The 11,979-nt window shown below is 69.1% G+C and carries 9 protein-coding genes; 4 read left to right on the top strand and 5 right to left on the bottom strand.

What is annotated here, in order from left to right:
• Positions 1 to 356: 356 nt before the first annotated feature.
• Positions 357 to 1,184 (top strand): tetratricopeptide repeat protein, encoded by an 828-nt coding sequence (locus ABB55_RS25230; protein WP_054361291.1) that lies wholly within the window; start codon positions 357 to 359, stop codon positions 1,182 to 1,184.
• 336 nt (positions 1,185 to 1,520) lie between these two features.
• Here ABB55_RS25230 and trpE read toward each other — a convergent pair whose 3' ends face one another.
• Together trpE and ABB55_RS25240 are read right to left on the bottom strand one after the other, a co-directional pair.
• Positions 1,521 to 3,038, bottom strand: coding sequence for an anthranilate synthase component I (gene trpE, locus ABB55_RS25235; RefSeq protein WP_054361292.1), 1,518 nt, complete (start codon positions 3,036 to 3,038; stop codon positions 1,521 to 1,523).
• A 12-nt stretch (positions 3,039 to 3,050) separates the two neighbouring features.
• Positions 3,051 to 4,946: a peptidylprolyl isomerase gene (locus ABB55_RS25240; protein ID WP_054361293.1), complete on the bottom strand. Its 1,896-nt coding sequence runs from the start codon at positions 4,944 to 4,946 to the stop codon at positions 3,051 to 3,053.
• Positions 4,947 to 5,177: 231 nt separating this feature from the next.
• Between ABB55_RS25240 and tpiA the strand changes: the two genes are divergently transcribed.
• The 3 genes from tpiA to ABB55_RS25255 all read left to right on the top strand — a co-directional run bounded on the left by tpiA (position 5,178) and on the right by ABB55_RS25255 (position 8,441).
• Entirely contained in the window at positions 5,178 to 5,930 is a 753-nt protein-coding gene (gene tpiA, locus ABB55_RS25245) for a triose-phosphate isomerase (protein WP_054361294.1), read from the top strand.
• Between the two features lie 265 nt (positions 5,931 to 6,195).
• A complete protein-coding gene (gene secG / locus ABB55_RS25250) occupies positions 6,196 to 6,588 on the top strand; it encodes a preprotein translocase subunit SecG (RefSeq protein ID WP_054361295.1) in 393 nt (130 codons plus the stop codon).
• 224 nt (positions 6,589 to 6,812) lie between these two features.
• Positions 6,813 to 8,441, top strand: a complete 1,629-nt coding sequence (locus ABB55_RS25255) for a CTP synthase (RefSeq protein WP_054361296.1) — start codon at positions 6,813 to 6,815, stop codon at positions 8,439 to 8,441.
• Positions 8,442 to 8,743: 302 nt separating this feature from the next.
• On the opposite strand, the gene ABB55_RS25260 is transcribed toward ABB55_RS25255, so the two are convergent.
• Genes ABB55_RS25260 through ABB55_RS25270 form a run of 3 tightly spaced genes read right to left on the bottom strand, consistent with a single transcriptional unit; the run spans position 8,744 to position 11,893 of the window.
• On the bottom strand, positions 8,744 to 9,712 hold the full coding sequence (locus ABB55_RS25260) for a tripartite tricarboxylate transporter substrate-binding protein (protein ID WP_152982184.1): 969 nt from the start codon (positions 9,710 to 9,712) through the stop codon (positions 8,744 to 8,746).
• A 44-nt stretch (positions 9,713 to 9,756) separates the two neighbouring features.
• Positions 9,757 to 11,259: a tripartite tricarboxylate transporter permease gene (locus ABB55_RS25265; RefSeq protein WP_054361298.1), complete on the bottom strand. Its 1,503-nt coding sequence runs from the start codon at positions 11,257 to 11,259 to the stop codon at positions 9,757 to 9,759.
• Positions 11,252 to 11,893: a tripartite tricarboxylate transporter TctB family protein gene (locus tag ABB55_RS25270; RefSeq protein WP_160321321.1), complete on the bottom strand. Its 642-nt coding sequence runs from the start codon at positions 11,891 to 11,893 to the stop codon at positions 11,252 to 11,254. Before ABB55_RS25270 ends, ABB55_RS25265 begins: the two co-directional genes overlap by 8 nt.
• Positions 11,894 to 11,979: the final 86 nt, after the last annotated feature.

Below are 11,979 nucleotides of genomic sequence, written 5' to 3' on the forward strand. Positions count from 1 at the left end.
CGGCCTTGCAGGCATCCCTGCTTCGATGAACGCGGTCCTTGCGGCCGCGCGGAGAGGGTTCGCGTGCGATGCGGGCCGGAGATCGCGCTTCGATGCGGCAGGGCTGGCGGCGGTTTCGGACCGGTCTCGCTCCGGCTTGCCGGTCGAACGCCGGCATGCCGGCGGACGCGGCAGGATCGGGCAGGCTGCCGGCACGGCCCAGGGCCTGCCGGTGCTGGACGGAATGACGACCGCGGGACGCGGAATGGGGTCCGACGCGGGCCGGGTTTCGGTTCGGCCGGACGATACGGCGCGACTTGGGGCGGCGCGACACGGGGCGGCGACGTTTCCCGGCGGAAAGGGTGAAGCGATCTGTTATGCGGACGTGTGAGTTTCTTCGCATAGCGAGCCTGTCGGCGGTCGTTCTGGCCGGCGGCGTTCTCTCGCCTGTCTCGGGCGCGGCGGCGCTCGACCCGAGCACCACCGCGCGCCCGCCGGAGACCTCGCCGGACGAAGCCTTCAACGCGGGGCGCCGGCTCTATTACCAGGGCAAGAAGGCGGCGGCGGTCTCGGAACTGCAGCGGGCCGGCGAGCGCGGCCATCCGGGTGCGCTCTACCTTCTCGGCCGCATCTATCGCAACGGCGAGGGCGTGCCGCCGAACGACCTGAAGGCGTTCCAGATCTTCAGCCAGATCGCCAACAGCCACGCCGAGGACATGCCGGGATCGCCGGCGGCGCCCTTCGTGGCCAGTGCCTTCGTGGCGCTCGGCTCCTACTACATGACCGGGATCGAGGATTCGTCGATCAAGCCGGATGTCGGCAAGGCGCGCGAGATCTTCACCTATGCGGCGTCGTTCTTCGGCGATGCCGATGCCCAGTACAATCTCGGCCGTCTCTATCTCGACGCCGCCGGTCCGGATCGCGATCCGAAGCAGGCGGCCCGCTGGCTGAAGCTCGCCGCCCGCAAGGGCCATCCCGGCGCCATGGCGATGCTCGGCCAGATGCTGTTTTCCGGCGACATCGACATGCCGCGCCGCTCGGTGCAGGGGCTGATGTGGCTGACCATCGCCCGGGCCCGCGCCCAGTCGGGAACCGACGAGTGGATCCGCGACGCCCAGGAGCAGGCCTTCTCGGTCGCGAGCGAACCGGAACGGCGGCAGGCGGTGCAGCTGGCGCAGGATTGGATCGCCAAGAACGGCAACTGATACCGACGGTCACGGAATGATCGTCGGTATCCGATCCGCGGATTTCTCATGTCTCCGACGCATATGAGAAATTCGCGTTACTTCAACGGCCCGATGCGTCGGCATCCCGGGCCGTTGGCATGAGCGGGGGAGGGCGACCGCGAGCGGCCTGCCGCCACGCCGCCTGAGCCCGGCTGCCGTGATGGCGAGGCCACCCGTCGTCCGTTCCGTCTTCGGTCGACCGCCGTCCGCCGCCAAGTCGTCGCCGTCCGAGGCCGGATCCCCGGCCACCAGACGTAGACTCCACCCACCGCGCCGGCTCGAACGACCGCGCCGGCTCGAACGACCGCGCGGGCTCTATTGGCCGCGGCCGGCGCTGCTGGCGAAGCGGACGGCCTCCTCGGCGGCCCGGAACAGGGCCTTGGCCTTGTTGACGCATTCCTGGTTCTCGGAGGTCGGAACCGAATCGGCGACGATCCCGGCGCCGGCCTGTGCGTACATGACGCCGTCCTTGACCACCGCCGTGCGCAGGCAGATGCAGGTATCCATCGCGCCGTCGGCCGAGAAGTAGCCGACGCAGCCGGCATAGAGCCCGCGCTTCTCCTTCTCCAGTTCGTCGATGATCTCCATGGCGCGCACCTTCGGGGCGCCGGAGACCGTGCCGGCCGGGAAGCCGGCGGCGAGCGCGTCGAGCACGTCGTTGGACGGGTCGAGCCGACCGGTCACGTTCGAGACGATGTGCATGACGTGGCTATAATATTCCAGGAAGAAGCGGTCGGTCACCTTGACGCTGCCGATCTCCGCGACCCGGCCGACATCGTTGCGCCCGAGGTCGAGCAGCATCAGGTGCTCGCTGAGTTCCTTCGGATCGGCGAGCAGTTCCGCACCGAGCGCCTTGTCCTCCTCGGGCGTGCGCCCGCGCGGCCGCGTGCCGGCGATCGGGCGGATGGTCACGTCGCCGTCGCGCACCCGCACCAGGATCTCGGGCGACGACCCGGCCACCGCGAAGCTGCCGAAATCGAGGAAATACAGGAACGGCGCCGGATTGACGCGGCGCAGGGCCCGGTAGAGCGCGAAGGGCGGCAGCGCGAAGGGCGCCGAGAAGCGCTGCGACAGCACGACCTGAAAGATGTCGCCGGCGCGGATATAGTCCTTCGCCTTGGCGACCATGCCGAGATAGTCGGCCTCGGAGGTGTTCGAGACCATCGGCACGTCGAGGGCCACATCGCCGAGCTGATAGGCGGCCTTGTCGATCGGCCGGTCGAGCGTGTCGATCACGTCGGTCAGCCGCTCGACGGCGCGCGCATGCGCCTGCGCGGCCGAAAGACCGGCCTCCGGGCGGACCTGGGTGACGACGGTGATCTCGTCCTTGATCGCGTCGAACACCAGGATGGTGCGCGGGCGGACCAGGATTGCGTCCGGAATGCCGACGGGATCGGGATTCGGTTGGGCGAGGTCCTCCATCTGGCGGACCATGTCGTAGCCGAGATAGCCGAACATGCCGGCGGCCATCGGCGGCAGGCCCTTCGGCAGCGGAAACTCGCTCTCGTGAATGAGCGCGCGCAGGGCATCGAGCGAGCGGCCCGGCACCGGCTCGAAAGCATCGCGGTCGGAGGCGAAGCGGCGGTTGACCGCGCCGGCCTCGCCGACCGCGCGGAAGACCAGATCCGGGTCGAGCCCGATCATCGAGTAGCGGCCGCGCACGGCGCCGCCTTCGACCGATTCGAGCAGGAAGCAGTGGTCGCGCGCGCCGCAGAGCTTCAGATAGGCGGAGACCGGCGTTTCGAGATCGGCGACCAGCGTCGTCCAGACCACGGTCGGCCGACCGGCCGCATAGGCTTCGACGACGCGTTCTTCACCCGGTTCGATGCGCATGGAGCCGATCCGTCACGGGTTCGGGCTGTTGCCGACCAGGCGGGACAGCACTTGCTGGTTGACCGAGAAGCCGACATCGTTGCGCAGCTGGCGAATATACTGCTCCTGCAACGTGTTCTGGATGTCGGTGGCGATCTGCTTGTCGAGCGCGCGGCTGGTGTCGGTGTCGCCGAAGAAGACCGCCTCGTTGACTTCCTTGACGCGGATCACGAAGCGGCTGCCGTCCTCGCCGAGGGCCGTCGTGGCGGTGCCCTCAGGCCCCGAGAAGGCGGCCGACACGACGCCGGCACCGAGGCCTTCCGCGGGTTCGCCGCGCTTCAGGGCCGGCGAGGTCTTGACCTCGAGCCCAGCCGACTTGGCGACCTCCCCGATCGGCTCACCCTTCTCGATGCGCGCGGTCAGTTCCACCGCCTTGGCGGCGAGCCGCGCGCGCAACTGGTCGGCCTTCCAGCGCGCGGTCGCCTCGGCGGTCACCTCCTCGAGGGGACGGTCGCGCGCGGGCGTGATGGCGGTCACTTCGAACCAGACGAAGCCGTTGGCGCCGTGCGGGATGGTGTCGTTCTCGACGCCGACATCGCTTTCGAACGCGGCCGGAATGAGCTTGGCCGCCTCGGGCAGCCCGGTCGGCGAGGATCCGTCCGGCGCGCGGCCGGTGCGGTCGAACTCGACGGAAACCGACTTCAGATCGAAGCGCTTGGCGACCTCGTCGAGATGCGCGCCGCCGGCGCGGGCATCTTCGATCTGGTCGTGCCGGGACATGATCTCGTTGACGGCCCGCTCGCGCGCGACCTCGGACTTGAGCTGGGCCTTGACCTCCTCGAACGGCTTCTGGCCGGCCGGCTTGATCTCCATCAGACGCAGCATCACGGTACGGAAGCGGCCCTTGACCACGCCGGTCACGTCGCCGTCCTTGGCCAGCCCGAAGGCCGCTTCGCCGACCGCCGGATCGAGGAAGCCGGCCTTGCTCAGGAGGCCCAGATCGGCATCCTCGGCCTTGATGGCGCGCTCGGCGAGCAGGTCGTCGAAGCTCTTGCCGGATTTGAGCAGCGCGGCTGCCGCCTCGGCCTCTTCCGGCTTGTCGAAGGCGATCTGCTGCACGCGCCGCTTTTCCGGATCGCCGAAGCGGCTGAGGTTGCGCTGGTAGGCGGCCTTGGCGTCGTCGTCGGTCACGTCGCCGGGCCGGGCGATGGTCTCTGGGTCGATGGCAAGCGCCACCACCTTGCGGTATTCGGGCGCCCGGAACTGGACCTTGCGCTCCTCGAAATAGCTCTTCAGCACGTCCGGCGCCGGATCCGCGATGTCTCCGACGATGGTCGGGGTCAACTGCAGATAGGAGACGACCCGCTCCTCGTTGCGGTAGGCGTTGGCGGCCTCCAGCAGCATCTTCGGCGCCGGCATCGGGCCGGCGACGGCCTCGATCAACTGGCTGCGGATGGCGCTGTCGCGGGCGAGGGCGATATACTGATCCTCCGACCAGCCGTTGCTCTGCAGGATCTGGCTGAACCGGCCGCGCGAAAACTGACCGCCGGCCTGGAAGGTCGGGTCGGCCTGGATCTGGCGCACCAGTTCGATGTCGGACACGCCGACGCCGAGCCGGCGGGCGGCATCCAGGATCGCCGCATCGGTCACCATCTGGCTGATCAGCAGGGCCGGCAGGCCGGCCCGGTTCGCCTCGTCGCGGGTCATCGGCTTGCCGCGGCGCCGGCCGATCGTATCGAGCTCGCGCCGATAGGCCTGGTCGAAGGCCGTGGTGGTCACCTTCTGACTGCCGACGGTGGCGACGGTATTGCCGCCGAAGCCGCGGAACACGTCCGAGACGCCCCAGAAAATGCCGAAGCTGACGATGAGAAGCGCCAGCAGAAGCTTGGCGATCCACGTGGAGGCGCCGCGGCGCATGGAGTCGAGCATGGACTGGGACCGGTTCCTGGTCTGACGAGCGGGGACCCCCGCGAGCGGCGCGGATCATAGGGAGACCGCCCGACAAGGGCAAGGCGCGCCGATCGCGCATGGATTCGGCGGGCGCCGGGGCCTCGCCGGCGGCCTCGGGCGGCGGTCGATCGGGCCGGCACGCCTTTCGGCGGCCTTCCGGCCGTCGGGGCGGTCTGGTAAGCCGGCGGCACCAGAAGACGCGTGGAGGAAATGGGTATGAAGCCGCTGGTCGCCGGGAACTGGAAGATGAACGGGCTCACGGCCGCGCTGGCCGAGATCGACCGGATGGCCGCCGGCTTCGACGCCGCGCTGGCCGGACGGATCGACCTGATGGTCTGTCCGCCCGCGACCCTCCTGGCGGCCCTGGCGGCGCGCGCGACGGGGACCGGGATCGCGGTCGGCGGGCAGGATTGCCATGCCGCCGCCTCCGGCGCCCATACCGGCGACATCGCCGCGGAGATGATCGCCGATGCCGGCGGCACGGCCGTGATCGTCGGCCATTCCGAACGCCGCTCCGACCATGGCGAGACCGACGCCGTCGTGAAGGCCAAGGCCGAGGCGGCCCTGCGCGCCGGCTTGACCGCGATCGTCTGCATCGGCGAGACCCGCGCCGAGCGCGAGGCCGGTCGGACGCTGGAGGTGGTCGGCGGCCAGCTGGCCGGCTCGCTGCCGGACGGGGCGCATGCGGGCAATCTGGTGGTCGCCTACGAGCCGGTCTGGGCGATCGGCACGGGGCTGACGCCGACGCCGGCCGACGTGGCGGAGGTGCATGGCTTCCTGCGCGGCCGCCTTGTGGCCCTGCTCGGTGCGGAGGGCAGCAATGTCCGCATCCTCTACGGCGGCTCGGTCAAGCCGTCCAACGCGGCGGAATTGATGGCGGTGCCGGACGTGAACGGCGCGCTGGTCGGCGGCGCCAGCCTGAAGGCCGCCGATTTCCTGGGAATCGCCGCCGCCTATCGCTGACGGCAGCGCGGCGTCCGCGCCTTGCGGGGTGAGACGGGCGCCTTGCGGGGTGCAACGGGCGCCTTGTGGGGCGCCGTCCGTCCGGCCCGCATCGAGCGGGTTGGCAACCGGCCGCGCGATCGTGTATGACGCATCCGAATTGCGCCGCCGCTGGCGGCTTCCTATCTGATGCCGAGCGGGATCGAACCACGGTCCGGCTCGGCATGCGTTCGTGCAATCACATCCCCTGGACGCCAGCGGCCCACGGGACTACCGGGACGATTCGATGGAAACCGTCATCATCGTCATTCATCTGATGATCGTGATCGCGCTGGTCGGCGCGGTTCTGATCCAGAAGTCCGAGGGCGGGGCGCTCGGCATCGGCGGCGGCGGCGGCTTCATGTCGTCGCGCGGCACCGCCAACGTGCTCACCCGCACGACCGGCTTCCTCGCCGCCGGCTTCTTCGCGACCTCGCTGCTCCTCGGCGTGCTGGCCTCCAGCCATCGCGGCGAGCGGCCGTCTTCGATCCTCGACAAGGCGCCGGCCGCGGCCGGTGCTCCGGCGACCCCCGGCGCCACGCCGGCTCCCGCTCCGGGGGCAGGTCAGGGCGGCGTTCTGGATCAGCTGATGCAACAGCAGCAGCAGCGTGGTCCGGCGGCTCCGGCCAACCCGCAGTAGCGGCACTACGGGTCGCGGACGCCGGACCGGATCGCCGGCGGCGTCCCGGCCGGTTCCCCCCGCGCCGGGCCGATGTCCGGCCGGACGGGACTTTCCGGACGGTGACTCAATCGTCGGATGGCGCGGCCGGGCCCCGGAGGGCTGACCGGCGCCCTCCATGTTTTTGTTTTGAACGTTGCGGCGCCTCTTCGCGAATCGGTCCGCACGTGGTTAGGTCGAGGCCCATGGCGCGGTACGTCTTCATCACCGGCGGCGTGGTTTCTTCCCTGGGCAAGGGCCTCGCTTCAGCGGCTCTCGGAGCCTGTCTCCAGGCGCGCGGCTACAAGGTCCGCCTGCGCAAGCTGGACCCCTATCTCAACGTCGACCCCGGCACGATGTCGCCGTACCAGCACGGCGAATGCTTCGTGACCGACGACGGCGCCGAGACCGATCTCGATCTCGGTCACTACGAGCGCTTCACCGGCCGTCCGGCGAACCGCCAGGACAACATCACCACCGGCCGCATCTATCAGGACATCCTGACCAAGGAGCGCCGCGGCGACTATCTCGGCGGCACCGTGCAGGTGATCCCGCACGTCACCGACGCGATCAAGGAATTCGTCGTCACCGGCAATGACGGCTACGATTTCGTGCTGGTCGAGATCGGCGGCACCGTCGGCGACATCGAGGGCCTGCCCTTCTTCGAGGCGATCCGCCAGCTCGGCAACGATCTGCCGCGCGGCCATGCCGTCTATATCCACCTGACGCTGATGCCCTACATCCCGAGCGCGGGCGAGCTGAAGACCAAGCCGACCCAGCATTCGGTCAAGGAACTGCGCTCGATCGGCATCCAGCCGGACATCCTGCTCGTCCGGGCCGATCGCGAGATCCCCGAATCGGAGCGCAAGAAGCTCTCGCTGTTCTGCAACGTCCGGCCCTCCGCCGTGATCCAGGCGCTCGACGTGGCCTCGATCTACGACGTGCCGATCGCCTATCACCGCGAGGGCTTCGACGACGAGGTGCTGGCCGCCTTCGGCATCACCGGCGCGCCGAAGCCGAATCTGGAGCGCTGGCAGGACATCTCCCAGCGCATCCACAACCCGGAAGGCCGCGTCACCATCGCGGTGGTCGGCAAGTATACCGGGCTGAAGGATGCCTATAAGTCGCTGATCGAGGCGCTGACCCATGGCGGCATCGCCAACCGGGTCAAGGTCGACATCGACTGGATCGAATCGGAGATCTTCGAGAAGGAGGATCCGGCGCCGTTCCTGGAGCATGTCCACGGCATCCTGGTGCCGGGCGGCTTCGGCAAGCGCGGCACCGAAGGCAAGATCGCGGCAGCCGGCTATGCCCGCCGGCGCGGCATCCCGTATTTCGGCATCTGCTTCGGCATGCAGATGGCGGTGATCGAGGCGGCGCGCAGCCTGGCCGGCGTCGAAGGTGCCAATTCGAGCGAGTTCGGCCCCTGCGACGAGCCGGTCGTCGGCCTTCTGACCGAATGGGCGCGCGGCAACGAGCTGGAGCGGCGCGCCGAGGGCGGCGATCTCGGCGGCACCATGCGGCTCGGCGCCTACACGGCGAAGCTCGCCCCCGGCTCCAAGATCGCGGCCTGTTACGGCGCGACCGAGATCTCCGAGCGCCATCGCCATCGCTACGAGGTCAACATCGCCTATCGCGATCGCCTGGAAGCGAACGGCATGCGCTTCGCCGGCATGTCGCCTGACGGCGTGCTGCCGGAGACCGTCGAACTGGTCGACCACCCCTGGTTCGTCGGCGTGCAGTACCATCCCGAGCTGAAAAGCCGCCCCTTCGAGCCGCACCCGCTCTTCAAGGCCTTCGTCGCCGCCGCCAAGACCCAAAGCCGGTTGGTCTGACAGCAGCTCAAACCTGGATTCGCCTATGCGGGGCGCCTGGGTCGGACACCTGGGCCGGCCGGCGGCGTTCGGGCTGATGCCCGGCTGCGCTTTCTCTGATGCCTGGAATTCGATGGACCCGGCTTTGCGGGTGTTGACACCGCGATGGCTCCGGGCCGGCGGCGGTCGGTCTCGGACCGGATGGACGCGAACCGGATGCGGCGGGTCTGTTTCCGGTCATGCCGCCGCGCGGCGATCCGGATCGGCGTTGCCGCCGAGTGTCGGTCGGGAACGACGGACCGCCGCTCCCGACCGGATTGTCGTCACTTCTCGCCCATGCCCTTCAGGATCGGGTTCCAGCGGGCGACTTCGCTTTCGACCAGCGTCTGCAGGGCCGCGGGGGTGCGGCCGGCCTTGTCGGGGATGACGCCGCCGAGTTCGAGCAGGCGCTTGCGGGTGTTCTCGTCGTCAAGCGCCTTGTCGAGCGCCGCCGACAGCTTGGCGACGATCGGGGCGGGCGTGCCCTTCGGGGCGAAGACCGCGTTCCAGGCCGAGACCTGATAGTCGGGCAGGCCGGCTTCCTTGGTGGTCGGCACGTTCGGCAGGGCCGGGGAGCGCTCCGGGGTGGCGATCGCATAGGCTTTGATGGTGCCAGCGGCGATCTGGGGGGCGACGTTGACGATCTGGTCGGCCATGTAGTCGACCGAGTTGGCCATCAGGTCGTTCAGCGCCGGGCCGGTGCCGCGATAGGCGATCATGGCCGGCTTGATGCCGAGCTGGGCGTTGAGCAGCACGCCGGTCGAGTGCGAGACCGAGCCGACGCCCGCATGGGCCATGTTGATCTTGGCCTCGTTGGCCTTCACATAGGCGATGAAGCCCTTCAGATCCGGCGCCGGGAAGTCCTTCTTGGCGACGATCAGGATCGGCGTGCCGGCGGCCAGCCCGATCGGGGCGAAGTCCTTGGCCGGGTCGTATTTGAGGTTCGCATAGAGGGCCGGCGCGGCACCATGGGTGCCCATATGGCCCATCATGATCGTGTAGCCGTCCGGTGCCGCCTGGGCGCCGCGGGTGATGCCGGTGGTGCCGCCGGCGCCGGCGACGTTCTCGACCACGATCTGCTGGCCGAGCGTCTTCGACATGTGGTCGCCGACGATGCGCGCCACCACGTCGGTCGGGCCGCCCGCCGCGAAGGGCACGATCATGGTCACCTGGCGGACCGGATAGTTGTCCTGGGCCAGGGCGGCAGTGCCGAAGCCGACCACGGCTGCGGCGGCAAGAATCAAGGATTTCATGCGGATACCTCCCATTTTTGGTTTGAAGCGTGAAGGCGAAGCCATCACTCGGTGAAGACCTCGTCGCGCTCCCGGCGGATCGACGGAAGCAGGGCGACGGCGAGGGCCGCGAAGGCGATCACCAGCAGGACGGCGCTGATCGGGCGTTCGAAGAAGATCATCGGGTCGCCCCGCGACAGCGACAGCGCGCGCCGGAGGTTCTCCTCCATCAGCTTGCCGAGCACGAAGCCGAGCAGCAGCGGCGCGGGTTCGAAGCCGACCTTGATGAAGCCGTAGCCGATCAGCCCGAACAGGGCGATCAGCATCACGTCGATCGGCTGCGACCCGATCGAATAGATGCCGATGCCGCAGAAGATCAGGATCGACGGGAACAGCAGCCGGTAGGGCACCTTCAGCAGGCGCACCCAGAGGCCGACCAGCGGCAGGTTGATGATCAGCAGCATCAGGTTGCCGACCCACATCGAGGCGATCATGCCCCAGAAGAGGTTCGGATTCTTGGTCATCACCTGCGGGCCGGGAATGATGCCCTTGATGGTCATCGCGCCGACCATCAGCGCCATCACGGCGTTGGGCGGAATGCCAAGCGTCAGGAGCGGGATGAACGAGGTCTGCGCGCCGGCATTGTTGGCGCTCTCCGGACCGGCGACGCCCTCGATGGCGCCGCGGCCGAAGCGGCTCGGATCGCGCGCGATCTTCTTCTCCACCGCATAGGAGGCGAAGGGACCGAGCACGGCGCCGTTGCCGGGCAGGATGCCGAGGACCGCGCCGATCGCCGTGCCGCGCAGCACCGGATTGACGCATTCCTTGAGGTCCTGGAGGCTCGGCAGCAGCCGGCCGATCGGCCGGCGCACCACGTCGCGGGATTCGCTCTCCTCCAGGCTGCGCAGGATCTCGGCGATGCCGAACAGGCCCATCGCCAGGACCGCGAAATCGATGCCCTCGGCCAGGAAGGCGAGCCCGAAGGTCATCCGCTCCTCGCCGGTCTCCAGGTCGTTGCCGATGGTCGAGAGCAGCACGCCGAGCACGATCATCGAGATCGCCTTCAGGATCGAGCCGCGCGCCAGCACGACCGCGAAGACGAGCCCCATCACCATCAGCGAGAAATATTCGGGTGCCGTGAACAGGAGCGCGAGCCGGCTCAGCGGCGCGCCGAGCGCGGCGATCAGCAGGGTCGCGACCGTGCCGGCGAAGAAGGAGCCGATCGCGGCGACGCCGAGCGCGATGCCGGCCCGGCCGTTGCGGGCCATCATATGGCCGTCGATGGCGGTGACCACCGAGGTCGCCTCGCCGGGGATGTTGACCAGGATGGCGGTGGTCGAGCCGCCATACTGGGCGCCGTAATAGATGCCGGCGAGCATGATCAGCGCGCCGACGGGATCGATGTTGAAGGTGATCGGCAGCAGCATCGCGATCGTGGCGATCGGGCCGACGCCCGGCAGCACGCCGATCAGGGTGCCGACCAGGCAGCCGATGAAGCAGAGCAGGATATTCTGCAGCGTCAGCGCAACGCCGAAGCCGAGCGCCAGATTGGCGAGGAAATCAGTCATGGGCGCGCTCCCGGCGGGCCGCGGCGAAAGCCGGGATGGCGGTCAGGGCACCGACCGCGACATAGACGGCGGCGATCAGGCGCAGGATGCCGTGATGCGACCAGCCGGCCGGGATCCGGTCCTGCAAGGCCAGCGGATAGACCGGGATCGCCAGATTGAGCAGATCGCCGAACAGGATGATGCAGAAGGCGGTCAGGAAGAGGGAGAGCGGGACCAGTTCGCCGAGGCGCGCCTGCGGGCTCGCGTGGCCGCCGATCAGCATGGCGAGCGGACCGGCGATCGCGATGCCGAGCCCGGGCGTCACCATGAAGCCGAGATCGAACGGGCGGATCGTCAGGGCGAAGACCACCAGGCCGAGCGGGATCATGATCGCCGGGCGCAGATGCAGCCCCTCGACCCGGGCATCCGGCTTGACGATGCCGAAGGCGACGAGCAGCACGCCGCAGAGGCCCAGCAGACCCGCCAGCATCTTCGGCATCATGGCGGGTCCCATCGCCCGCATGGTGCCGGCGTTCAGCGACGAGACCGCCCACCAGGCAAAGGCCGCCAGCGCGATCAGCAGGAGCCCCCCCAGGATACTCTGATTGAGACCGCCCCGCTCGCCCCGCGCGGGTCCGTCCGCATGCCCAGCCATGCCCATTCCTCCCCTTCGCCCGGCGCGTCCGGCCCCGTCGTTGGGGGACATCGGTCGCCTGCGCCTCGCGGATCCTTCATATCAGA

It is taken from the genome of Prosthecodimorpha hirschii (genome assembly GCF_001305515.1).
GTDB classification, from domain to species: Bacteria; Pseudomonadota; Alphaproteobacteria; order Rhizobiales; family Ancalomicrobiaceae; genus Prosthecodimorpha; species Prosthecodimorpha hirschii.